This window comes from Ensifer sp. 38_S197 (genome assembly GCF_056924495.1).
In genome coordinates this window covers 1628758-1650695 of the sequence record NZ_JBXOVZ010000002.1, presented here as the reverse complement: position 1 = coordinate 1650695, position 21938 = coordinate 1628758, and the positions used below count along the sequence as shown (strand labels likewise).

Sequence of the window (21938 nt, the reverse complement as noted above, 5' to 3'; positions counted from 1 at the left end):
GACCCGTTAGTTCCCCTTGCCGCGCGGCTTGCCACCGCCCGGACGGGCGCCACCAGGCCGACCGCCGGGTTTGCCCCCAGGCTTACCGCCGCGGGGTGCACCAGACCGTGCGCCGAAGGACTTGCCGCCAGCCGGCTTGCCACCGGAGGGTTTACCAAACGGCTTTCCACGCGGCTTGTCGCCGAAGGGACGATCGCCCTCCGTGCGGGGTGCGCGCGGCCGGTCGGAGCGAACGCGTTCACCACCTTCTGCCCGGGCCGGACGGTCGCCACGCGACCGGTCTGCGCCTTCACGACGCGGCCGATCACCCTCGGCGCGCGGGGAACGCGGCTTGTCGAAGCGGCTGCGTTCGCCGCCCTCAGCACGGGCTGGACGATCTCCACGCGGCCGATCACCACCCTCGCGGCGCGGCGGACGATCGCCGTGATCGCGCGAATTGCGTTCGCCACCTTCGAAAGACCGGCGGCGACCGAAGCCGCCATCCCTGCCTTCGTCGCGACGGCGCACCGGCTCGGCGGCGCTGATCCACTCGCCGTCCTCGTCGCGGCTCTTGACGAACGGGCGAGCCGGCTTGTCGGCGCGTGCAAAATCCTTGGCGCCGCCCTTGCGGTCGGGATCGAATTTGCTTGTTGTCTTCGTTGCCAGCCCGTCCTTGTTGCGGCCATAGCGCTTGGTCTTCGGCGCGCCTTCCGGACGCTCGCGACGGACGGGCTTCTCGGTGGCGTCGCCGTCAACGGATTTCGGCTTCTTCTCGGCCAGCGGACGGGCACCAGGCGCCATCCAGACATTGGCCGTGCGGGCACGCGTAGCCGGCGCGCGCTTCGGCCGATCTTCGAACTTGCTGTCACGCTCGTCACGATCACGGCTGCCGCGCTTGCCGTCACGGCGATCGTCGCGGCGCGTGTCGAGCCGTGCCAGAGCACGCTCGCGCTTGTCTTCGGGCTTTTCCCAGCGACTGCTCCTGCGCTGCTCGGGCTCATCCTCTTCGTGCTGGTCCCGCGCGGTCGTAGCCGCCTGGTCGTTGTAGAGCGGCGCGTCGAAATTCGCCTTGGCATCCTCGATCAGGCGCGGTCCAAGCTGATCACGCAACGTACGGCCACGGATTTCCTGGACATGTCCCTCCGGCAATTCGCCGAGCTGGAAAGGTCCATAGGAAATACGGATGAGACGGTTGACGTCGAGACCGAGGGCGCCAAGCACGTTCTTGATTTCGCGGTTCTTGCCTTCACGCAGACCCATGGTGATCCAGACGTTCGAGCCCTGGACCCGGTCCAGCGTCGCCTCGATCGCGCCGTAGAGCACACCATCGACGGCGATGCCGTCCTTCAGCCGGTCAAGCGCCGCCTGATCGACGTCGCCGTGGGCGCGCACGCGGTAGCGGCGCAGCCAGCCGGTCGAAGGCAGCTCGAGCACGCGGGCAAGACCACCATCATTGGTCAGCAGCAGCAGGCCCTCGGTGTTGATGTCGAGGCGGCCGATCGACAGGACGCGCGGCAACTCGTCAGGCAGGTTGTCGAATACGGTCGGGCGGCCTTCCGGATCGGCATTGGTGGTCACCAGGCCGGCCGGCTTGTGATAGAGCCAGAGGCGGGTGCGCTCGATGCCGCGGATCGGCTGGCCATCGACTTCGATCGCATCGGCTAGCGTCGCGTTGACGACCGGCGTGTCGAGAATGACGCCGTTCAGCTTGATGCGACCTTCCATGATCATGCGCTCGACATCGCGGCGCGAGGCGACACCGGCGCGTGCCAGGATCTTGGAGATGCGTTGCGGTTCGTCGATACCCGGAGCAGCCGCGTTCGGGCGCTCCCTGACCGGACGCGAAGCGCCAGACTTGGGGCCGGAAGCCTTCGGCCCGGAGGTCTTGGCGCCAAAAGTCTTCGAGCCGGCAACCTTTTTCGGTGCTCCAGCCTTCTTGTCGGCGAAATGCGGTTTCTTGTCCCGGCCGGCGGACTTGCCGCCAGGCCGCGTGGGCTTGTCTTTGGATGTCATTTGTGTTGCCTGCCTTTTGCGGCTGTCCTATCAGGTCGCGGCCCGTGGGTTAAGAGAAATTATTGTTTGAGCGATGACTGATACGACACGCTTCATGGATGCGGCCCTTGAGGAGGCCAGGAAGGCGGCAGAGCGCGGCGAAGTACCGATCGGCGCCGTGGTCGTTTTCGATGGTCAGATCATCTCCCGCGCAGGCAATCGCACCCGTGAACTCAACGACGTGACCGCACATGCCGAGATCGTCGCCATCCGCGAGGCTGCGGCCGCCCTCGAGGACGAACGGCTGACGGGCGCCGATCTCTACGTCACGCTCGAACCCTGCACCATGTGCGCCGCGGCAATTTCGTTCGCCCGGATCCGCCGCCTCTACTACGGCGCGGACGACCCGAAGGGCGGTGCGGTCGACAGCGGCGTGCGCTTCTTCGGCTCGCCCACCTGCCATCACGTGCCTGACGTCTATTCGGGCCTCGCCGAGCGCGAGGCCGCCGAGATCCTCAGGGACTTCTTCGCCGGCAAGCGGTGAAACCGGTCCGGGCTCTCACGAGATCCCGCTTCAATTTTTGTTGAAATCGCCTCAGTCGGCCGCGAAACTTTCGAGGGCCGCGCCGGCCAGCCGGTAGCGCGTCCATTCGGACATCGGCTCGGCGCCAACCGACTCGTAGACCCGGATCGCCGGCTCGTTCCAGTCGAGCACGCTCCATTCGAAGCGGCCGCAGCCTTCGTCGACGGCAATTTTCGCGAGATGCTTCAGCAGCATCTTGCCGGCACCCGAGCCGCGGCAATCCGGCGTGACGTAGAGGTCCTCAAGGTAGAGGCCCTTGCGCGCCTGCCAGGTCGAGTAGTTGTAGAACCACATGGCGAAGCCCGCAGGCTTGCCGTCCTTCTCGCAGATCACGGCACGGGTTATGGCACCCGGGCCGAAGAGCGAGGCCTGCAGCATCTCGACTGTCGCCTCGACGGCGTCAGGCTCCTTCTCGTAAACGGCAAGTTCGGTGATGAAGCGCAGGATGGTTTCCGCGTCTTCCGGGCGAGCATCGCGAATGGTGATCGTCATGGCTTATACGCAGCTTAGAAGGGCCAGTACCACTTGGTGCCGGTGTTCTTGATCTGCGCCTCCTTCTTGCGGCGGCGCTCCTTGTCCTTCTCCGGCTCACCAAGATCGGTCTCGGTGCCCTCCGGCAGGCGGCGATATTCGAGCGGCGGATCGCTCAGGAAGCGGCGCTTGTCGGAATAGGCGCCCTGCTCGATCTTGCGCGCTTCACGATAGGCCTCCTGCTGCTCCTTGGCCGAGAGCCGGCGGCCGTTGGCGCTGGCCTTGGCGAGCGGGGAAACGTAGTTCGGGTTGTTCTTGTTCGCGTCGGCCTCTTCGCGCAGACGATTGCGAACCTCCTCCGGAGACTCGACCCATTCCGGGTTCGCCTCACGGCTGGCGAGCGACTTCTGCGGCTCGACGAGAGCGGTCTGCTGCGCCGACGGCGGCAGAACGAGACCTGGGCGCGGCTGATACTTGACCGGATCACGCTTCGGCGGGCCGAAGCTGGCGACGCTGCCGAGGTCGTCCATGAGTTGTTCGCCGGCGGTCTTGTCCGTGCCGTAGGTCGGGCCGCCGATGCAGCCCGAAAGCACAAGGCCGCTCGTCAAAATGGCGGCCACGCTGGCAAACACTCGCAACTCTCGCGTCATTTCCATGAGATTCCTTCCAGCCGGCCACCGGTCAGCGCGGCCACTCAAGCGCCCATGGCGGAGAAATCCGCCAAATTTCGGGCAGGTTTTACCGGATGAACGCAACGAGTGCAATTCATCCGGTAACAATGCGTTAAGCCTTGAAACCAAGTTCACGCAGGGCCGCGGCGTCGCGGGCCGACACGTCCGGGTAGAGCGGGTCGGAACCGACATCGGTCGTGATCCGCCAGGAACGGGCGCATTTCTGACCTTCTGCGAGCTTCGGCACGACGCTGACCTTGGCCACGTCGGCGAGGCGGAATGCATCCGCCGGGCCTTCCGTGGCTTCGATCACGATGGCCGAGGTGATGCAGATCTCGGCGAAGTCCTGCCCTTCCAGCGCCTTCAAAAGCTCCGGATCGGCGACGTGGACGACCGGTGCCGCTTCCAGCGACGAACCGATGCGCTTGTCCTTGCGCTCGATCTCGAGCGCGCCGGTGACGACGGTGCGGACCGCACGGATCTTGTCCCATTTGGCTTCGAGCGCATCGTTCTTCCATTCCGCCGGGATTGCCGGGAACTGTTCGAGATGCACCGAAACCGCATCGGGCTTGCGCGACAGCCAGGCTTCTTCCGTGGTGAAGGGCAACATCGGCGCCAGCCACAGAACCAGGCAGTCGAAGAGCTTGCCGATGACCGCGAGCGCCGACCGACGGCGCAGGCTCGACGGCGCGTCGCAATAAAGCGCATCCTTGCGGACGTCGAAATAGAAGGCCGAGAGTTCGACGTTCGAGAAATCGATCAGCGCACGGGCGATCTTCTTGAAGTCGAAGGCATCGTAGCCTTCGCGCACGAGCTGATCGAGCTCGGCCAGGCGATGCAGCATCAGCTTTTCGAGTTCCGGCATGTCGGCATAGGCGATCTCCTCGCCCTTGTCGTGGGCGAGCGTGCCGAGCATCCAGCGGATCGTGTTGCGCAGCTTGCGATAGGCGTCGATGTTGGTCTGGATGATCGTCTTGCCGAGACGCTGATCTTCCCAATAGTCGGTCGTCATCACCCACAGGCGCAGGATGTCGGCGCCGGCATCCTTCATCACCTCCTGCGGCGTGACGGTGTTACCCTTGGACTTCGACATCTTCTCGCCCTTCTCATCCATAGTGAAACCATGGGTGACAACGGCGTTGTAGGGCGCGCGGCCGCGCGTGGCACAGGCCTCGAGCAGCGAGGAATGGAACCAGCCACGATGCTGGTCCGACCCTTCGAGATAGACGTCGGCCGGCCACTTCAGATCCGGGCGGTCTTCGAGCGTGAAGGTGTGGGTCGAACCGGAATCGAACCACACGTCGAGGATGTCCATGACCTGGTGCCACTTGGCGTGGTCGTGATCGTTGCCGAGGAAACGGTCCTTGGCACCTTCGGCAAACCAGGCATCGGCACCTTCCTTTTCGAAGGCTTCGAGGATGCGGGCGTTGACGGCCTCGTCGATCAGGATCTCGCCCTGGTCGTCAGCGAAGATCGCGATCGGCACGCCCCAGGCGCGCTGGCGCGAGAGAACCCAGTCCGGGCGTCCCTCGATCATCGCGCGCAGGCGGTTCTGGCCGGCGCCCGGCACGAAGCGGGTATCGTCGATCGCCGAGAGTGCACGCGAGCGCAGCGTCGTGCCATCGCCGAACGCCTTGTCCATGTAGACAAACCATTGCGGCGTGTTGCGGAAGATAACCGGCTTCTTCGAACGCCAGGAGTGCGGATAAGAGTGCTTCAGACGACCGCGCGCAAAGAGCGCGTGACGGGCGATCAGCGCCTTGATGACGCGATCGTTGGCGTCGCCCTTCTTGCCCTTGTCGTCGATGACGCGGCCGGCGCCGCCTTCGGCGTCGGGGCCAAAGCCATGGGCGTCCGCGGTGAAGTAGCCGGCGTCGTCGACGGTGAACGGGATCGCCGAGGAGATCCCGCGGGCTTCGAGCGCACGGGCGCTGTCCATCCAGGCGTCAAAGTCCTCGCGGCCGTGGCCCGGGGCCGTGTGCACGAAACCGGTGCCGGCATCGTCGGTGACGTGGTCGCCGTCGAGCAGCGGCACCTTGAAGGCATAGCCGCCGCCGAGACCATGCAGCGGATGGGCGCAGGTTACGGACGACAGTTCATCGGCTTCGAGGTCACGAACGAAATTGAAGGTGAGCTTGGCCTTGGCCGCGGATTCGTCCGCAAGGCGCTTGGCGAAGATCAGCTTCTCGCCCGGCTGCGGACCGAAGTCGTTCTCGGCTGTCGCGACTTCATAGAGGCCGTAGGCGTAGCGCGAGGAATAGGCGATGGCGCGGTTGCCCGGGATGGTCCAGGGCGTGGTCGTCCAGATCACGACGAAGGCGCCGGACAGTGCGTCCGGACCTTCGGTGACCGGGAACTTCACCCAGATCATGTCGCTTTCGACATCGGCATATTCGACTTCGGCTTCGGCAAGCGCGGTGCGCTCGACGACCGACCACATGACCGGCTTCGAGCCGCGATAGAGCTGGCCGAGCTTGGCGATCTTCATCAGTTCGCCGGCGATGCGCGCTTCGGCGTGGAAGTTCATCGTCGTGTAGGGATTGTCGAAGTCGCCCTCGATGCCGAGGCGCTTGAACTCCTCGGCCTGGACCTGGATCCAGCCGGAGGCGAAGTCACGGCATTCCTTGCGGAACTCGTTGACCGGCACCTCGTCCTTGTTCTGGCCCTTCTCGCGATACTTCTCTTCGATCTTCCACTCGATCGGCAGACCGTGGCAGTCCCAGCCGGGCACGTAGTTGGCGTCGAAGCCGCGCATCTGGAACGAGCGGTTGATAACGTCCTTGAGGATCTTGTTCAGCGCGTGGCCGATATGGATGTTGCCGTTGGCATAGGGAGGACCGTCGTGCAGCACGAACTTGTCGCGGCCGGCGGCCGAGGCGCGCAGCTTCTTGTAGAGGCCCATCTTCTGCCAGCGGGCCACCGTTTCCGGCTCCTTCTGCGGCAGGCCAGCGCGCATCGGGAATTCCGTCTGCGGCAGGTAGAGGGTCGAGGAGTAGTCGATCTTTTCAGCGGTGTCGGTCATGGTCTTTGCAATCGCTTCTTCGCGCGAAGGGTCGCGCATACGCAATGGGCTCGGTATCGAGAGATGACTGGGGCGTCGGAAACGCCGAAATCCCGGACCTTCCGGCTGACTAAAGCGCGCGGAAGGCCGGGCCAATAATTCGCTGATCGATGATCAATCGACGGTGCCGGGTCATAGTGGCCGGTTGTTTAAGGCGTTTTCCGCCTTTTGAAAAGGTCCGCCACTACGCCAATGCCGAAATTTATCGGGCGAAGTTGAGCCTGCGGTCGATGTCGCCGAGCGGCTGCACACCGGAGAGCAGCGCGCGCGCCTCGGCTTCGTCCTGACGGATCTGCGCCACCAGCGGATCGAGCCCATCGAACTTCAGTTCGTCGCGCAGGTGGCCGAAGAAGGTGACCGTACAGATCTCGCCGTAGAGATCGCCCGAAAAGTCGAAGACGAAGGTTTCGAGCAATGGCTCGCCGTCGCTGTCGACCGTCGGGCGGCGCCCGAAGCTTGCGACGCCGTCATAGAGCGAACCGTCGGGCCGGCGGAAGCGCACGGCGTAGATGCCCGGCCTCAGCTCCACCTCGGGCGCAAGCCGCATATTGGCGGTGGGAAAGCCGAGCTCGCGGCCGAGCTTCTTGCCGCCGATTACCTTCGCCTCGACGAGGTAGCGATAACCGAGCATGCCGGCAGCTTGCGAGACATCGCCTTCGCCGAGCAGCGAGCGGACATAGCTCGACGAGATGACCGATGCGTTTTCGTCGCGGAAGGCATCGACGAGCGTCACGCCAAAACCGTTGTCGCCGCCGGCGGCCATCAGGAAGGCGGGACCGCCCTCGCGGCCCTTGCCGAAGTGGAAATCGAAGCCGGTGACGACATGCGAGGCGTGCAGCCATTCGAGCAGGATGCGATGGATGAAATCCGATGCGGAAAGCTGCGAGAAGGTGCGATCGAACGGATATTCGATGACGGCGCCGAAACCCATGCCTTCGAGGATACGGGCCTTCAACGGCGCCGGCGTCAGCCGGAAGACCGGGGTTTCCTGACGGAACACGGTCCGCGGGTGCGGCTCGAAGGTCAGGACCAGCGCCGGCACACCACGCGCTTTCGCCTCTTCCAGCGCTCGATTGAGCACCGACTGGTGACCACGGTGCACGCCGTCGAAGTTACCGATCGCGACGACGCCGCCGCGCAGATGCTCCGGAAGCGGATCACGGGTCTCGTTGCGATGAAATACCGTCATCTCCGTCTTCCCGTCAGGCGAGCCGCGGCATCCAATACTTCGGCGAGGCGCCCTCCTTCTTCAGGAAGGCGGCCAGTTTCGCCTCGTCGGTCCGGCTTTCGTTCATGTATTCCTGGGCGTGGATGCCGGCGCTGATGTAGAGCAGATCGAAGCCAGCATCCTGGGCACCCTTGACGTCCGTCGGCATGCCATCGCCGATGGCAATCACGCGCGACAGGTCGAGCGCGCCGCGCACGGCCTTCGCCTCGGTCAGCGCCGCACGGTAGATGGCGATATAGGGCTTGCCGGCGATCCGGGCCTCTCCGCCCAACTCCTCATAGAGCTTGGCGATTGCGCCGGCGCAAGGGATCAGCCTGTGGCCGCGCTCGACAACCAGATCGGGATTGGCACAGATGAAGGGGATCTCGCGCTTGGCGAGGCCCGTCAGCGTCGCGCGGTAATGCTCCGGCGTTTCGGTCTCGTCGTCATAGAAACCGGCGCAGACGACCGTCTCAGCGTCTTCCGACGACACGATCTGCGTTCCGAGACCTTCGAGCAGCGGCAGGTCGCGCTCGGCGCCGATGAAGAAGATCTTCTTGTCGGCGGCGGCGATCAGCGCCCGCGTCACGTCACCCGAGGTCACGATCCGGTCATAGGCTTCGTCGGGAACGCCGAGACCGCGGATCTGGATCTTCACACCCGGATGCGGACGGGGCGAATTGGTGATCAGCACCACCGTCAGACCGGCCGCGCGCGCTTCGGCCAGCGCCTCGCAGGCGGAAGCGAAGGCCTGCACGCCATTGTGAAGAACACCCCAGACATCGCACAGCGCGACGTCGTAGCGTCCGGCGATTTCCCGAAAACTGTTGATCCTTGCGGCCATCCTGGCTTCCTGCAAACACGGTTTCCGGCTTGCATGGCAAGGAAGGCACAAGAATACAAGTGTCGCCGTTGGAAAAAGGGAACCCTTCCCGGGCAAAAAATCTAAGGGCCAATCCTTGACTCGTTCCGGAGCGAGCCTTATTTCGGCGTCGCTGGCACTCGACAAAAGAGAGTGCTAACACCCATCCGTCGGATCGGTCAGCGATCCGTAATGTCATTTGATCGAGGGATTAGACTAATGGCAAGCACCAATTTCCGCCCGTTGCACGACCGCGTCGTCGTTCGTCGCGTCGAGTCTGAAGAGAAGACCAAGGGCGGCATCATCATTCCGGACACCGCCAAGGAAAAGCCGCAGGAAGGCGAAATCGTGGCAGTCGGCTCGGGTGCTCGTGACGAAAGCGGCAAGGTTGTTCCACTCGACGTCAAGGCTGGCGACCGTGTCCTGTTCGGCAAGTGGTCGGGCACCGAAGTCAAGATCAACGGCGAAGACCTTCTGATCATGAAGGAAGCCGACATCATGGGCATCATCGGCTGATCGGCCGTCGTCCACACCTTTCCATGACAACCAATGGGCAATGAGCCCGGGAGTTTTCTCAAATGGCTGCAAAAGAAATCAAGTTCGGCCGCACTGCGCGCGAAAAAATGCTGCGTGGCGTCGACATCCTCGCTGACGCCGTAAAGGTCACGCTCGGCCCGAAGGGTCGTAACGTCATCATCGACAAGTCCTTCGGCGCTCCGCGCATCACCAAGGACGGCGTATCGGTCGCCAAGGAAATCGAACTCGAAGACAAGTTCGAAAACATGGGCGCCCAGATGGTCCGCGAAGTTGCTTCGAAGACCAACGACATCGCCGGCGACGGCACCACCACCGCAACCGTTCTTGCCCAGGCGATCGTTCGTGAAGGCGCCAAGGCTGTTGCTGCCGGCATGAACCCGATGGACCTGAAGCGCGGCATCGACCTCGCCGTCAGCGAAGTCGTCAAGGATCTCCAGGCCAAGGCCAAGAAGATCAACACTTCGGAAGAAGTTGCACAGGTCGGCACGATCTCGGCCAACGGCGAACGTCAGATCGGCCTCGACATCGCAGAAGCGATGCAGAAGGTCGGCAACGAAGGCGTTATCACGGTTGAAGAAGCCAAGACCGCCGAAACCGAACTCGAAGTCGTCGAAGGCATGCAGTTCGACCGCGGCTACCTGTCGCCCTACTTCGTCACCAACCCGGAAAAGATGGTCGCTGACCTCGACGACGTCTTCGTTCTCCTCCACGAGAAGAAGCTCTCGAACCTCCAGGCCATGCTCCCGGTTCTCGAAGCTGTCGTCCAGACCGGCAAGCCGCTCCTCATCATCGCTGAAGATGTTGAAGGCGAAGCCCTTGCGACGCTCGTCGTCAACAAGCTGCGTGGTGGCCTGAAGATCGCTGCCGTCAAGGCTCCGGGCTTCGGCGATCGCCGCAAGGCCATGCTCGAAGACATCGCCATCCTGACGGGCGGCACGGTTATCTCCGAAGACCTCGGCATCAAGCTCGAAAACGTCACGCTCGACATGCTCGGCCGCGCGAAGAAGGTTTCGATCTCCAAGGAAAACACGACGATCGTCGACGGTGCCGGCCAGAAGGGCGACATCGAAGGCCGCGTCGCCCAGATCAAGGCCCAGATCGAAGAAACCACCTCGGACTACGACCGCGAAAAGCTGCAGGAACGTCTTGCCAAGCTCGCTGGCGGCGTTGCCGTGATCCGCGTTGGCGGCTCGACGGAAGTCGAAGTGAAGGAAAAGAAGGACCGTATCGACGACGCCCTCAACGCGACGCGCGCTGCTGTTCAAGAAGGCATCGTACCGGGCGGCGGCACCGCGCTGCTGCGTTCGGCCTCCAAGATCTCGGTCAAGGGTGTCAACGACGACCAGGAAGCCGGCATCAACATCGTTCGTCGCGCTCTGCAGGCTCCGGCCCGCCAGATCGCTGAAAACGCTGGTGACGAAGCTTCGATCGTTGTCGGCAAGATCCTCGACAAGAACGAAGACAACTACGGCTACAACGCCCAGACCGGCGAATATGGCGACATGATTGCCATGGGTATCGTCGACCCGGTCAAGGTCGTTCGCACCGCCCTTCAGGACGCAGCTTCGGTTGCTGGCCTCCTCGTCACGACGGAAGCCATGATCGCTGAACTGCCGAAGAAGGACGCTCCGGCAATGCCGGGCGGCATGGGCGGCATGGGCGGCATGGACATGATGTGATAAAGGCGTAAGCCTTTCACAGCATCGTCCATAAAGCTTCGCCCATGCACTTAAAGCGGTTCAGCGCGTCAAGCGCGCTGAACGGGCGGCATGGACATGATGTGATAAAGGCGTAAGCCTTTCACAGCATCGTCCATAAAGCTTCGCCCATGCACTTAAAGCGGTTCAGCGCGTCAAGCGCGCTGAACGGGCGGCATGGACATGATGTGATAAAGGCGTAAGCCTTTCACAGCATCGTCCATAAAGCTTCGCCCATGCACTTGAAGCGGTTCAGCGCGTCAAGCGCGCTGAACGGGCGGCATGGACATGATGTGATAAGGCGTAAGCCTTTCACAACATCGATCCATCTGGATCGGAAAGGCGGCCCTCGGGCCGCCTTTCTTGTTTTTTATCAATACCATTGTTCGGCGGAGCACCCGGCAGCCTAGCTGCGGGCACAAAAACTCCACTGGTTGTAGTCGGGCTTCAAAAAACCGTTGAAGTCGAAAAAAAACGAACTATAACAGCGCCCCAAGTGAACGGAGATTCACAGGAGACTGGATAGCGGATCAAGGCGGGCGGCCAATCGCTTAAGCTTTTTCGTATTAACCGTGTATCCGGAATCTCTTCGAGAAAATCACGATAAGCATATAAGTATTTAATCGCAAATTTAGCCGCCCTCTCCAGCGAAATCACTTCGTCGGAGAGCTTCATTACTATCTCGCGACCTTTCGAGTGGTGAAACGCCCACGGTCAGTGGCGTGCGCTTCCCTATTGGTCGATGGCGGGCGCGATTTGCACAATGGGACGTGTTTTCTTGAGGCGCCGATAGGGTGCCCAGGAATGCTGCTGGGGTAGACCGTGTTCAAGATCACGAGAGCAAATTCCGTTCCCCTCGGCTCTCCGGGACAGCCGCACCTCGATCTGCCGCACCATGAGTTCCTGCAACAGTTCTGCGCGTCGGAGGGATGGTCGGGTGACTTGTCCACCGGACTGTTCCGGCTTGGCGAAAAGGCTGCCGCCATCCATGGCCTGCGCGACGGCGAATGCGGCCTGCTCAATTTCGTGCGCTGCTACGATCCGGCCGACCGCAACCACGTGCTCGAACTTTTCGAGCAGGCGGCGACAAGCTGCTCGTCCTTCTGCTTTTCGACGACGATCGCGCTCGAAGAACACGGCCAGAAACAGCCCCTGTTCTGCATCGGCGAATCCTCAGGCCTGGAACAGCGCTATTCCGGCACGATCACCGGCGTCTTCTTCTTCCCGCGCTTCCTGGTGGAAGGTGCCGGCCGGACATTGCTGCGGCAATAGCGCAAGCCTTGGCCCTGCCGACGGTTGGCGTCAACAGGACGTGAAATCCCCGCAAAAATGGTACGCGATCAGCGATCGCCGCAGACGCGGCCTTGATGATGCGCCGCCCGATCAGGCGGCGGCTGCCTCGTCGTCGCCGTTAAGCAGAAGCGTTATTGGGGCCGGGCGTCCGAGCAGGTAGCCTTGTGCCTCGTCGCAGCCTTCCGCCTGCAGGATATCGAGCTGCTTCTGCGTCTCGACGCCCTCGGCAAGAACCGGCACGGACAGGCTCTGACCGAGCGCCAGGATGGCGCGAACGATCGCCTTGGCCTGCGGACTGCCCTCCACCTCCCACATGAAGCTCTTGTCGAGCTTGATCTTGTCGAAGGGGAACGACCGCAACGTTTCGAGCGAGGAGTATCCGGTGCCGAAATCGTCGATCGCGATCGTCACGCCGAGCTCCTTGATCTGACGCAGCGTCAGCAGCGCGCGCTCCTTGTCGTCGATGATCGTCGATTCCGTGATTTCGAGCTCCAGCCGGTTCGGGTCGAGCCCGGTTTCGGCAAGCACGTCCTGCACCAGGCTGACGATATCGCCGTTAGCGAGTTGGACCGGCGACAGGTTGACGGCAATCTTGTGGTTGCTCGCCCAGCCTGCGGCCTCGCGGCAGGCTTCGCGCAACACCCATTCGCCGATCGGCAGGATCGCGCCGCACTCCTCTGCGAGCGGGATGAACTCGTTCGGCGGTACCATTCCGCGTTCGGGGTGATGCCAGCGCAGCAGCACCTCGTAGCCGATGACGGTGCCGGTCATCACCGACTTCTGCACCTGGTAGTGCAAGGCAAGCTGGTTCTTGTCGACGGCATCCCAGAGATCGTTGGCGAGCGCGCGCCGCTGGCGCGCCGCCTCGTCCATCGAGACCTCGTAGAAGCAGACCGTCTGGTTGAGCGCGGCCTTCGCCCGGTACATCGCAAGGTCGGCATTGTTGATCAGCGTATCGGCCGTCTCCGCATCCTGAGGATAGATGGCGACGCCCATGCTGCCGCCGGACTTCAGCTCGAAATCGCCGAAGCGCATTTCCTCGTGCAGGCTCTTTTCGATACGGCGCAAGAAGTCGTTGAGCTCGGACAGTTCCTCGAAACGCTTCACCGCAGCGAACTCGTCGCCGCCAAGGCGTGCTACGAACTCGCCCTCCTGCAGCAGCCCCTTCACGCGCTGGGCAATCGTCACCAGAACGAAATCGCCGGCGGCATGGCCATGCAGGTCGTTGACTTCCTTGAACTTGTTGAGGTCGATGCCGATGACGGCAACCTTGCGGTTGAACCAGGCTGCCGCATCCAGCTCTTCTTCGAGATAGCTGTTGAACTGAAGACGGTTCGGCAAGCCGGTCAGGCTGTCGTGGCGGGCGAGGAAGGTGATCTGTTCCTCGGTGTCCAGCCGCTCGGTGATGTCCTCATAGGTGCTGACCCAGCCGCCATCGGGAAGGGTCCGATGCTTGGTCAGGATCGAACGGCCATTCGCCAGCTTTTCGACGATGTCGCCCCCACCCTTGCCAACCATCTCGATCCGGTGCTTCTGATAGAGTTCCTCGGCCTTGGCCCGCGCAATTTCGGGCTCGGCGTAAATGCGGGCGAAGACAATGTCGAGAATCTCACGGAAGGTGAGCCCTTTGCCGGCGAGCGTCTCGGAAAAGCCGAAGATCTCGCGGCAGCGCCGGTTCGACAGCAGCAGCCGGTCATCGCTGTCGAACAGGCAGATACCCTGCGACATGTTCTCGAGCGCGACATCGAGGTTGTTGCTAACCTCGGCGATGCGATCGGCATCGGCCTTCGTCTTGGTTATGTCCTTGACGATCTTGATGAAGCCGGCGTGCTTGCCGTCTTCGTCAAGGAACGGGTCGATCACCACATGCGCCCAGAAACGCGAGCCGTCCCTTCGATAGCGCCAACCCTCGCTCTCAAACTTGCCCTCGGCCACCGCAGCCTCCAGTGCGCGGCGCGGCAGACCGTTGCGCTGATCGTCTTCGGAATAGAAGCAAGCGAAATTCTTGCCGATGATGTCCTCGGCCGCATAGCCCTTGTTGGCCTCGGCGCCGGCATTCCAGCTCGCCACACGGCCATCGATGTCGAGCATGTAGATGGCGTAGTCCTTCACGCTGCGGACGAAGCGCGTGAATTCGCGTTCGGCGGCGGCGGCGGAGAGCTCGGCATGATGGGCAAAGCCGGCCGCAACCAGCACCAGGGACAGGAGGAAGAAGGCGGTTCCGGCGATGACGAAGGCGAGGAGATGTGGCTGGATCATGCCTTCAAGGGGCGGAGTGAGAAGACCGACCTCGATCGTCACGGCGCCCATGGCGGTAAAATGCAAAGCGACGATGCCGAGCGTCATCAGGAGCGTCGCGATGATCTTCGCCTTCAGCGGCTTGCCGACACGGGCAATCGTGTTGAGTGCGCCGATGTCGAACAGCGAGCCGAGCACGATCGACGCGACAACAAGCGTGGCGTCCCAGCGCAGGTTGCCGGGCACGTCGAGGGCGGCCATGCCGAGGAAATGCATGCAGGCAACGCCGGCGCCGAGCACCAGGCCACCGGCAATCCAGGCCAGCGGATCCTGCAGACGGGTCGCGATCAGCAGCGCCGTCGTGGTCAGTACGATCGCAATGGCCAACGACAGGGCCGTCAGGTCCATCTGGTAGCCGAGGACGACACCGGGATCGTAGGCCAGCATGGCGATGAAGTGCGTGGCCCAGATACCGAAGCCGCTTGCAATGCCTGCCGCCACCGCCCAGATCGCCCGCGCCTTGCCGGACGATCCACGGGCGCGCTGCAACAGCGTCACCGCGCCGTAGCTGGACAGGAAGCATATGAGCGCCGCCAACGCGACCAGCTTCGGATTATGCTCCACCACGAGGCATGTAAGAACCTTGAACATCGCAATCGCCCAAATCAACAACCGCTGAGAAACGAGACCTCTCGCCTCCAGTTTAGCGGCCTGTGTTGGCGCATTGTGATTTAAGGAAATGATAAATCGCAGTTCTGCCTCGCAAATTGCGAGGGAAAACAATCGTTTCGTCGTTAACGAAAATTGAACCGGACCGCCTCCAGGTCGCACCGGATGCGCAGCGCCGCCAGGCGTGGCCCTATGCCTGAGACACCAGCGCCTTGAGGTCCGATTGCGGGTCGGCGATGACGGCCCGGTCCGGATTGATGCCGGTTTCAAGCAGCTTCTTGCCGGTCACATAGGCCTTGGCGTCATTGATCGCGTCGACCGCGATCAAGCGTCCCTGCTTGAAGTACCATACGGATACGCTGCCCTCGCGCTGGCCGGGTCTGACGATCGTTTCGTCATGGCCGAGCCCAAAGCCGGCGATCTGCAGCTTGACGTCGTACTGATCGGACCAGAACCACGGCTTGGGCTCATAGGGATGTACGCCGCCGGCAAGGATCGCCGCGACGGCCTCGGCCTGGTCGACGGCGTTCTGCACCGATTCCAAGCGGATGCGCAGGCCTTCCCAGGGAAGCACGGCACAATCGCCCATGGCGAAAATCGCAGGGTCGCCGGTTCGCCCGAAGGCATCGACGACGATGCCGCCGGCGGTTTCAAGCCCGGCATCATGGGCCAGGCGGTCGTTGGCGGTGACGCCGATCCCGACGATGACGACGTCGACGGGCAAGGTCGATCCGTCCGACAGTTCCGCTGCGGTCACCCGGCCGTTCGCGCCGACGAGACGATTGAGGCCGGTACCCTCGCGGATATCGACGCCGCGGGCCTGGTGGATGTCACGCACGAGACCGGACGTCGCCGACGAGGCGACGCGCTGCAGGATGCGGTCGGCCATTTCGATGACCGTGACTTCGAGCCCGCAGGTCCGGGCGACGGCGGCCGCTTCAAGACCGATGTAACCGCCGCCGACGACGAGGGCGCGCCGGCCGGGCTTCATTTCCTCGGCAAGGCGATCCGCATCCCTGAAGTCGCGCACGACGAACACGCCCTCGAGGTCGCCGCCGACGGAAGCCGGCAAGCGCCGCGGCGTGGCGCCGGTGGCAAAGGCCAGCACCTCGTATTCGAGCAAGGTCCCATCGCTGAGCGTCACGCGCTTGGCGGCGCGATCGAGGCCGGTCACGGTCGTCTCGAGCCGCACGTCGACGTTGTGCTCGCCGTACCAGGCTTCCGGCCGGTAGAGCAGCCGATCGAGGCTCATCTCGCGCAGAAGATATTTCTTCGAAAGCGGCGGGCGTTGATAGGGCAGGCTCGCTTCGGCGGCGACGATGGTGATCGGCCGCTCGTCCTTCAGGGCACGGAGCTTCGCAACCAGGGCAAAGGCGGCCTGACCGCCACCGACAACAACAAGCCTTCCCGACACGCTTCTCACCTGCTTCTTGTTCAATGTACGGCAAGGCCTAGCCTTGCGCCCGAGCTTCGTCAACTCGGGCACATGGCCACGGTTGTTGCTATTCCTTGCGCGGCACTTCCATGCCCTTTAGAGCCGCCGGGCGCGACAGGCCGCGCTCGACCCAGGCCATCACGTTCGGAAAGCTCTTGTAATCGAGCACCTCGGCACCGCCATAGAACCTGCGTGCGCCTTCAACCCAGGGGAAGGTGGCGATGTCGGCGATCGTGTAATCGTCCCCCATCAGCCATTGCCGCCCCTCAAGGCGCGCTTCGAGCACGCCGAGGAGGCGCTTCGATTCGTCGCGGTAGCGCTCGACGGGATAGGAATTGTTGGCGACCTTGTCGGCGGCAAACTTGAAGAAATGGCCGAACTGGCCGAGCATCGGGCCGACGCCACCCATCTGGAACATCACCCAACAGATGGTCTCGTAGCGGCCGGCCGCATCGGCCGGCAGCAGCTTGCCGGTCTTTTCCGCCAGATAGATCAGGATCGCGCCGGACTCGAAGAGGCCGATCGGCTTTCCATCCGGACCGTTGGGATCGATAATCGCAGGGATGCGACCATTCGGGTTGAGCGAGACGAACTCCGGCGATTTCTGCTCGTTGGCATCGAAGGCGATCCGGTGAGGCTCGTAGGCGAGGCCCAGCTCTTCGAGCGCGATCGAGACCTTCACGCCATTCGGCGTCGGCAACGAATAGAGTTGGATGATATCGGGGTTCTTCGCCGGCCAACGCTTGGTGATCGGGAAGGCGGAAAGATCGGCCATGAAGGTCTCCTGGAACGGAATGGCGGGGAACGGCAGTGTGCCGTGCGCGCGACTTACATAGGAGCGGAGGGCGCGCTTTTTGAGGGCCCTACCTAATTATTGCAGGTCCTCAGGGCCGCCGGGATTGCCGCAGGCCCCGCCCTGCCCCGTTCGCAGCGTCAGAGCACGCCGCGAACCGCCGCGATGACCCGCGCCACGACCGGGTTTCCGTCATGGCTCGCCTTGCGCGCCCGCACCAGGCAGGCCTCGGAACGCAGGATCACGCCGTCCGTCAGGATCTTCAGATGGTTCGCCTTCAGCGTCGAGCCCGTCGAGGTGATATCGACGATAATGTCGGCCGAGCCCGACGCCGGCGCGCCTTCGGTGGCACCGAGGCTTTCGACGATGCGATAGAGTTGAATGCCGTGGCTTCCCGAGAAATGATTCTGCGTCAGTCGCCAGTATTTGGTGGCGATCGCCAGGCGGCGGCCATGGCGCGCGCGGAAGTCCGCAGCAACGTCGCCGAGATCGGCCATGGTGTCGACGTCATACCAGATCTCCGGCACCGCGACGACGACATCGGCATGACCGAATCCGAGACGGGCACAGAACTCGACGCGGGCATCGGCATTGGCGAGCCCCTCGCGCACGAGATCCTCGCCGGTGACGCCGAAATCGATCGAGCCGCTGCCGAGTTCGCGGGAAATCTCCGAAGCCGAGAGGAACGCGATCTCCACGTCGTCCGCGCCTTCGACCCGGCCGCGATAGGAGCGATCGTTGCCGACGGCGACGATCTTCATGCCGGCCCGTTCGAAGATCGCCGAGGCGTCATCCTTCATCCGCCCCTTGGACGGCAGCGCGATGGTGATGGTCATTGAGCGCCTCCCTCAGAGGCAATCGCCTTTTCGATGCGGTCGAGCCAGAGCGAGAAACCGACGGCCGGAATGTGTTCACGGGCGCCGAGCAGCGTCAGCAGCCGGTCGAAGCGCCCTCCACCGGCCAGCACCGCCTGGAGACCGGCGACTTCCACCTCGAAGACGAGGCCGGTGTAATAGTCGAGCGGACGACCGAAGGCGGCGCGATAGCGGATCGCGCCGATGTCGGCACCGGTCTTGGAAAGCGCGGCGACACGGGCATCGAAGCGGACGAGCGCGTCATCGAGCTTGAGGCCGGACTTCTTGGCGAAGGCGTAGAGCGCGGCCGGAGCATCGGCGAGCGGCACGTCGAGCGCCAGGAACGCGCCAACCTGATCCAGCGTCTTGCGATCGAGCCGCGTGTTCGCCAGTTCCATCTTCTCCTTCAGCCGCCGGGCGATGTCCTCGGGCGAGCGGCTGGCATTGGTGGAGTAGCCGGTCGCCTCCATCGTCTCGCCGATATGGGCGACGAGGCGGGCTTCATCTTCAAGCAGTCCGTCCATCGACAGGCGTACCACTTCAGGACCGAAGACACCGACTGTCCGGGGATGGGCGAGCTCCGTGAGCAGCTTCTGCAGATGCTTCTGGTCGCCGAAGGCATGGATCAGCCGCTTCTGCCAGCCGGCCGGCAGGCCGCAGGCGCCGACGACGGCTTCGAACACCGCCTGGTCGCCCAGCGTGACGTTGAGGCGCCGTCCCGGCAGGCGGTTGGCAACCACACGCATCGCATCACCGACAGCGCGCGCATCGGCGGCAGCAGTATCGGTGTCGCCGAGATCCTCGATGCCGGCCTGGTAGAATTCGTTGCCGCCCTCGCGGCGCTGACGGAAGACCTCGCCGAGATAGGCGTAGCGCTTCGGCGTGCCGGTCACCGCCTCGATGTGGCGCAGGCAGACGGGAATGGTGAATTCCGGGCGCAGGCAGAGGCTTTCGCCGGTCTCGCTCTCGGTCATGAAGATGCGACGCCGCAGATCCTCGCCGGCCATGGCGAGGAATGGTTCGGCCGGCTGGATCACCGGTGTGTCGACACGCAGCGTGCCGAGGCTTTCGAACTCGGCAAGCAGCTCGTCGGCGAAGGCGGGTAGATTGATGAGGGCCATGACAGTCAGCCCCTTGCCCGATCCTCGGCCTGAGCCGCCAGCATCTCGCGCACCTTTCCGACCAGTTCGGCGGTCGGAACGGAAACCTGGGCCACCCGCGCTTCGCGCCAGGCCGCATTGTCCTCGATCTCACCCGACAGGCGCTTGCCTTCGATCAGATCCTTGATCTGTACCAGACCGGCGGCGCGCTCGTCGCCCCCTTGGATGATCGCCAGCGGCGAGCCGCGACGGTCGGCATATTTCAGCTGATCGCCAAAATTCTTCTTGTTGCCCTGGTACATTTCAGCGCGGATGCCGGCATGGCGAAGCTGCTGCACGAAGCGCTGGTAGTGGCCCATGCTCTCGATGTCGCGATCCATCACGCAGACGACGACCGGAGCGATCACTTCGGAGGCGCCGAGCTTGCCAAGGTTCTTGAGCGCCGTCATCAGGCGGGAAACGCCGATCGAGAAGCCGGTTGCCGGGACGGGCTGGCCCATGAAGCGCGAGACGAGGCCATCATAACGACCGCCGCCGCCGACCGAACCGAAGACGACCTTTTCGCCCTTCTCGTTGGTGACTGCAAACTGCAGCTCGGCCTCGAAGACCGGGCCGGTGTAATATTCGAGACCGCGCACGACCGAGGGATCGATCTTGATGCGGTCGGCCTCATAGCCGGCGCTTAGGACCAGGCTGCGGATCGTGTTCAGCTCCTCGACGCCTTCGCCGCCCTTTGACGTACCCGCAACGAGAGCGGCGAGTTCGGCAGCACTTTCGGCATAGTCCTTGATGCCGACGAAGAAGAGCACCTTGTCGATCTGTTCGGCGCTGAGGCCGGCACCCTTGGTGAAGTCGCCGCTTTCATCCTTGCGGCCTTCTCCGAGCAGGAGTCGCACACCTTCCGTCCCGAACTTGTCGAGCTTGTCGATGGCGCGCAGCACCGTCAGGCGGGCATTGGCCTTGTCGTCGCCGCCAAGACCGATCGCCTCCATGACGCCATCGAGCACCTTGCGATTGTTGACGCGGATCACGTAGTCGCCGCGCGCGATGCCGAGCGCTTCCATGGTGTCGGCCATCATCATGCACATTTCGGCATCCGCCTGGACGCCTGCGGCACCGACCGTATCGGCGTCGAACTGCATGAACTGACGGAAGCGACCGGGGCCCGGCTTCTCGTTGCGGAAAACGTAGCCGGCACGGTAGGTGCGGAACGGCAACTGGATCTCGTTGAAATTCTCGGCAACGTGGCGGGCGAGCGGCGCCGTCAGGTCGTAGCGCAGCGACATCCACTGGTCGTCGTCGTCCGTCAGCGAGAAGACGCCTTCGTTCGGACGGTCGCTGTCGGGCAGGAACTTGCCGAGCGCGTCGGTGTATTCGAACAGCGGCGTTTCGACCGGATCGAAACCATAATGCTCGTAGACCGCACGGATCTTGCCGATCATTTCGTCGGTCGCGCGGATATCGGCGGCGGAGCGATCGACGAAGCCGCGCGGCAGGCGCGCCTTGAGCTTCTGCGGTTTCTTCTGTTTCTCGGTCATGGGAGCATTCCGGACTGTCAGAGTGTTGGCTGCTTTCCCTATCGGATCAAGGCAGGGGCGGCAAGGGTTTGGACCGCGCAAAGCGCGCGCCGGTCCGGTCGCAGCAGGCTATACGGAGCATGGGTGCGAGGCGAAGCTGAAGCCGGTGATCCTGCCTCTATCGGTCGGAACTCGCTTGCCTCAACCATAAGGCGCACTATACCGGCAACAATCACCAAAAGTTTATCGCCAGATCGATCGCCGACGTTTCGATCATGGAGGCGATCGGTTATCCTCCGGATCCCGGAGCGTTTACCGGCGAATGACGCCGGATGCAATGAGGGCATCGGACCCAAGCCTCCAACCGCAAATGGAACGGCGAACCATTTCACTGGGAATGGCGGATTTCTGCGGAGACGTGGCGCGGGCGGAGCGAAGAGAGGAAATGGGTATCATGTTGAGATTCATGACACCTGGTTGCGGGACTATCCGGCCCGGACATCTGGGCGCACATGACAATTGGCTACGGCACCTCGACGAGGGGATCTACCTCAAGGAAGCCTGGCGCTGCGATCTCGCAACCGGCGTTTTCCAGCTTGGCCAACACACCTCCGCCTTACTCGGCACCTCCGCTCCTTCCTGCGGCGTCATCGATCTGGTGCGCGCCTATGACCGAAAGGATCGCCCAACCGTGCTCAACATTCTCGAACAGGCGACCTCCTCGTCATCCTCGTTCTGCTTTACCGCCATGGTGCGTGCGCCGACGTCGCAAGCGGCGCAGCTCTATTGCGTCGGCCGGTCCGTGCTCGACACACCAGGCTGCAAGGATCTGCTGCAAGGCGTCTTCGCCCTTCCGCGCGAGTGCGTGATGCTCTGCGCTTGAGCGCAGAGCTTGAAAGCGCTGACACCCCTTCCCTATGGCACCGCGCAAAGGTCGCTGTAGGACTTCGATCTGCTGCATGTCTTCGTCCTCAAACCG

18 protein-coding genes are annotated in these 21938 nt (G+C 63.2%); 5 read left to right on the top strand and 13 right to left on the bottom strand.

Annotated elements, in window-relative coordinates; all coding sequences use genetic code 11:
- Positions 1 to 6: 6 nt before the first annotated feature.
- Positions 7 to 1992 (bottom strand): pseudouridine synthase, encoded by a 1986-nt coding sequence (locus AC1Z3V_RS21060; protein WP_483501494.1) that lies wholly within the window; start codon positions 1990 to 1992, stop codon positions 7 to 9.
- A 73-nt stretch (positions 1993 to 2065) separates the two neighbouring features.
- Between AC1Z3V_RS21060 and AC1Z3V_RS21055 the strand changes: the two genes are divergently transcribed.
- The gene (locus tag AC1Z3V_RS21055; protein WP_483501493.1) at positions 2066 to 2515 is read left to right on the top strand and encodes a nucleoside deaminase; all 450 of its coding nucleotides are present in this window, start codon (positions 2066 to 2068) and stop codon (positions 2513 to 2515) included.
- A 51-nt stretch (positions 2516 to 2566) separates the two neighbouring features.
- Here AC1Z3V_RS21055 and AC1Z3V_RS21050 read toward each other — a convergent pair whose 3' ends face one another.
- The 5 genes from AC1Z3V_RS21050 to AC1Z3V_RS21030 form a co-directional block, all read right to left on the bottom strand.
- Positions 2567 to 3046, bottom strand: coding sequence for a GNAT family N-acetyltransferase (locus tag AC1Z3V_RS21050; RefSeq protein WP_429812233.1), 480 nt, complete (start codon positions 3044 to 3046; stop codon positions 2567 to 2569).
- Between the two features lie 14 nt (positions 3047 to 3060).
- Positions 3061 to 3681, bottom strand: a complete 621-nt coding sequence (locus tag AC1Z3V_RS21045; RefSeq protein ID WP_483501491.1) for a hypothetical protein — start codon at positions 3679 to 3681, stop codon at positions 3061 to 3063.
- Between the two features lie 127 nt (positions 3682 to 3808).
- Positions 3809 to 6718 carry an isoleucine--tRNA ligase gene (ileS, locus tag AC1Z3V_RS21040; RefSeq protein WP_483501490.1) on the bottom strand — a complete coding sequence of 970 codons (2910 nt, stop codon included), beginning with the start codon at positions 6716 to 6718 and terminating at the stop codon, positions 3809 to 3811.
- A 241-nt stretch (positions 6719 to 6959) separates the two neighbouring features.
- Positions 6960 to 7946 carry a bifunctional riboflavin kinase/FAD synthetase gene (locus tag AC1Z3V_RS21035; RefSeq protein WP_483501488.1) on the bottom strand — a complete coding sequence of 329 codons (987 nt, stop codon included), beginning with the start codon at positions 7944 to 7946 and terminating at the stop codon, positions 6960 to 6962.
- Between the two features lie 13 nt (positions 7947 to 7959).
- The gene (locus AC1Z3V_RS21030; protein ID WP_483501486.1) at positions 7960 to 8808 is read right to left on the bottom strand and encodes a TIGR01459 family HAD-type hydrolase; all 849 of its coding nucleotides are present in this window, start codon (positions 8806 to 8808) and stop codon (positions 7960 to 7962) included.
- Positions 8809 to 9045: 237 nt separating this feature from the next.
- Here AC1Z3V_RS21030 and groES point away from each other — a divergent pair, with 237 nt between their 5' ends.
- Together groES and groL are read left to right on the top strand one after the other, a co-directional pair.
- Positions 9046 to 9342 carry a co-chaperone GroES gene (gene groES / locus AC1Z3V_RS21025; RefSeq protein ID WP_012706990.1) on the top strand — a complete coding sequence of 99 codons (297 nt, stop codon included), beginning with the start codon at positions 9046 to 9048 and terminating at the stop codon, positions 9340 to 9342.
- 62 nt (positions 9343 to 9404) lie between these two features.
- Positions 9405 to 11042, top strand: a complete 1638-nt coding sequence (groL, locus tag AC1Z3V_RS21020) for a chaperonin GroEL (RefSeq protein ID WP_483501484.1) — start codon at positions 9405 to 9407, stop codon at positions 11040 to 11042.
- 465 nt (positions 11043 to 11507) lie between these two features.
- Here the strand turns inward: groL and AC1Z3V_RS21015 are convergent, their stop codons facing one another.
- Positions 11508 to 11735 (bottom strand): hypothetical protein, encoded by a 228-nt coding sequence (locus AC1Z3V_RS21015; RefSeq protein WP_429812247.1) that lies wholly within the window; start codon positions 11733 to 11735, stop codon positions 11508 to 11510.
- A 147-nt stretch (positions 11736 to 11882) separates the two neighbouring features.
- Between AC1Z3V_RS21015 and AC1Z3V_RS21010 the strand changes: the two genes are divergently transcribed.
- Complete coding sequence (locus tag AC1Z3V_RS21010; RefSeq protein WP_275022859.1) at positions 11883 to 12332, top strand: hypothetical protein; 450 nt, start codon at positions 11883 to 11885, stop codon at positions 12330 to 12332.
- Between the two features lie 111 nt (positions 12333 to 12443).
- Here AC1Z3V_RS21010 and AC1Z3V_RS21005 read toward each other — a convergent pair whose 3' ends face one another.
- From AC1Z3V_RS21005 to hisS, 6 genes are all read right to left on the bottom strand, one after another.
- Positions 12444 to 15242: a bifunctional diguanylate cyclase/phosphodiesterase gene (locus AC1Z3V_RS21005; RefSeq protein WP_483501481.1), complete on the bottom strand. Its 2799-nt coding sequence runs from the start codon at positions 15240 to 15242 to the stop codon at positions 12444 to 12446.
- A 208-nt stretch (positions 15243 to 15450) separates the two neighbouring features.
- Positions 15451 to 16674 carry an NAD(P)/FAD-dependent oxidoreductase gene (locus tag AC1Z3V_RS21000; RefSeq protein ID WP_483501480.1) on the bottom strand — a complete coding sequence of 408 codons (1224 nt, stop codon included), beginning with the start codon at positions 16672 to 16674 and terminating at the stop codon, positions 15451 to 15453.
- Between the two features lie 88 nt (positions 16675 to 16762).
- Positions 16763 to 17470, bottom strand: a complete 708-nt coding sequence (locus AC1Z3V_RS20995; RefSeq protein ID WP_483501478.1) for a glutathione binding-like protein — start codon at positions 17468 to 17470, stop codon at positions 16763 to 16765.
- A gap of 158 nt (positions 17471 to 17628) precedes the next feature.
- The gene (gene hisG, locus AC1Z3V_RS20990) at positions 17629 to 18324 is read right to left on the bottom strand and encodes an ATP phosphoribosyltransferase (protein ID WP_483501476.1); all 696 of its coding nucleotides are present in this window, start codon (positions 18322 to 18324) and stop codon (positions 17629 to 17631) included.
- The gene (locus AC1Z3V_RS20985) at positions 18321 to 19463 is read right to left on the bottom strand and encodes an ATP phosphoribosyltransferase regulatory subunit (RefSeq protein WP_483501474.1); all 1143 of its coding nucleotides are present in this window, start codon (positions 19461 to 19463) and stop codon (positions 18321 to 18323) included. The genes hisG and AC1Z3V_RS20985 overlap by 4 nt, the downstream gene beginning before the upstream one ends.
- 5 nt (positions 19464 to 19468) lie before the next feature.
- The gene (gene hisS, locus AC1Z3V_RS20980; protein ID WP_429812262.1) at positions 19469 to 20980 is read right to left on the bottom strand and encodes a histidine--tRNA ligase; all 1512 of its coding nucleotides are present in this window, start codon (positions 20978 to 20980) and stop codon (positions 19469 to 19471) included.
- A 433-nt stretch (positions 20981 to 21413) separates the two neighbouring features.
- Between hisS and AC1Z3V_RS20975 the strand changes: the two genes are divergently transcribed.
- On the top strand, positions 21414 to 21842 hold the full coding sequence (locus tag AC1Z3V_RS20975; protein ID WP_483501472.1) for a hypothetical protein: 429 nt from the start codon (positions 21414 to 21416) through the stop codon (positions 21840 to 21842).
- Positions 21843 to 21938 lie beyond the last annotated feature (96 nt).

Coding starts and splice junctions, on each gene's coding strand:
- AC1Z3V_RS20995 (WP_483501478.1), bottom strand. CDS start 17,470: ATGGCCGATCTTTCCGCCTTCCCGATCACCAAGCGTTGGCCGGCGAAG.
- groES (WP_012706990.1), top strand. CDS start 9,046: ATGGCAAGCACCAATTTCCGCCCGTTGCACGACCGCGTCGTCGTTCGT.
- AC1Z3V_RS21055 (WP_483501493.1), top strand. CDS start 2,066: ATGACTGATACGACACGCTTCATGGATGCGGCCCTTGAGGAGGCCAGG.
- hisS (WP_429812262.1), bottom strand. CDS start 20,980: ATGACCGAGAAACAGAAGAAACCGCAGAAGCTCAAGGCGCGCCTGCCG.
- AC1Z3V_RS21050 (WP_429812233.1), bottom strand. CDS start 3,046: ATGACGATCACCATTCGCGATGCTCGCCCGGAAGACGCGGAAACCATC.
- AC1Z3V_RS21035 (WP_483501488.1), bottom strand. CDS start 7,946: ATGACGGTATTTCATCGCAACGAGACCCGTGATCCGCTTCCGGAGCAT.
- AC1Z3V_RS21045 (WP_483501491.1), bottom strand. CDS start 3,681: ATGGAAATGACGCGAGAGTTGCGAGTGTTTGCCAGCGTGGCCGCCATT.
- AC1Z3V_RS21005 (WP_483501481.1), bottom strand. CDS start 15,242: ATGTTCAAGGTTCTTACATGCCTCGTGGTGGAGCATAATCCGAAGCTG.
- AC1Z3V_RS20985 (WP_483501474.1), bottom strand. CDS start 19,463: ATGGCCCTCATCAATCTACCCGCCTTCGCCGACGAGCTGCTTGCCGAG.
- groL (WP_483501484.1), top strand. CDS start 9,405: ATGGCTGCAAAAGAAATCAAGTTCGGCCGCACTGCGCGCGAAAAAATG.
- AC1Z3V_RS21060 (WP_483501494.1), bottom strand. CDS start 1,992: ATGACATCCAAAGACAAGCCCACGCGGCCTGGCGGCAAGTCCGCCGGC.
- AC1Z3V_RS21015 (WP_429812247.1), bottom strand. CDS start 11,735: ATGAAGCTCTCCGACGAAGTGATTTCGCTGGAGAGGGCGGCTAAATTT.
- hisG (WP_483501476.1), bottom strand. CDS start 18,324: ATGACCATCACCATCGCGCTGCCGTCCAAGGGGCGGATGAAGGATGAC.
- AC1Z3V_RS20975 (WP_483501472.1), top strand. CDS start 21,414: ATGTTGAGATTCATGACACCTGGTTGCGGGACTATCCGGCCCGGACAT.
- ileS (WP_483501490.1), bottom strand. CDS start 6,718: ATGACCGACACCGCTGAAAAGATCGACTACTCCTCGACCCTCTACCTG.
- AC1Z3V_RS21030 (WP_483501486.1), bottom strand. CDS start 8,808: ATGGCCGCAAGGATCAACAGTTTTCGGGAAATCGCCGGACGCTACGAC.